The sequence below is a fragment of the Kumtagia ephedrae genome, assembly GCF_003012745.1.
Taxonomy (GTDB): Bacteria; Pseudomonadota; Alphaproteobacteria; order Rhizobiales; family Rhizobiaceae; genus Kumtagia; species Kumtagia ephedrae.
In genome coordinates this window covers 1-884 of sequence record NZ_PXYK01000077.1, presented here as the reverse complement: position 1 = coordinate 884, position 884 = coordinate 1, and the positions used below count along the sequence as shown (strand labels likewise).

At 66.7% G+C, this 884-nt stretch carries 1 protein-coding gene; it reads left to right on the top strand.

What is annotated here, in order from left to right:
* Positions 1–884, top strand: an 884-nt coding sequence (locus C7I84_RS29330; protein WP_106775738.1) for an ISAs1 family transposase, incomplete at both ends; no start/stop codon positions are given.

The following is an 884-nucleotide window of genomic DNA, read 5'->3' as shown; positions in this document are numbered from 1 at the left end:
CGGCTTCGGACGCTTCTGGAGCATTTTGCCGCGATCGATGATCCGCGCGAGCCGCCCAAGGTGCGCTACCCGTTGCGCGAGGTGCTGTTCCTGGTGGTCGCGGCGACAATCGCCGATTGTGAAGACTACGACGAGATCGCGCTGTGGGGGTGCAATCATCTGGCCTTCCTGCGGCGCTTTTCCGAGTTCCACTTCGGCACGCCTTGCGCCGACTGGCTGCGGGTGGTGATGAACCGCATCGATCCGGACCTGTTTCAAGCCTGCTTTTGCGATTGGGCGCAGAGGCTGAGGCCCGACGCGGCGAAGTTGATCGCCATCGACGGCAAGACCTCGCGCCGCAGCCATGACAGGAAGTGTGGCCGCCGGGCGTTGCACATGGTCTCGGCCTTCGCCACCAGCGCGCGTCTGGTGCTTGCCCAGGAAGCGGTCGACGAGAAGGAGAACGAATGCGCGGTCATCCCCGACATCCTCGACCGGCTCGATCTTGACGGCGCGCTGGTAACCATCGACGCCATCGCCTGCAACCCGGCCATCGCCGCCGCCGTCACCGGCCGTAAGGGCGACTATCTGCTCGCCGTCAAAGCCAACCAGCCCACCCTTCATCGCGAGGTCGCCCGCTACTTCGACGATCCCGCCGCCAAGGCCAGCAGCCATGCCGACATCGACAAGGGCCACGGCCGCATCGAGACGCGCCGCTGCCATGTCAGCCACGAGGTCGGTTGGCTGTCCGGCGACCGGCGCCATCCCGGCGAGCCGCGCTTTCCCGGCCTCGCCGCCATCGCCATGGTCGAGGCGAGCGTCGAGGAAGCGGGCGCCGTCACAACCTCACGCCGCTTCTATCTGTCCTCGGCAAAGCTCACGCCGGAGCGTCTCGCCGAAGCCGT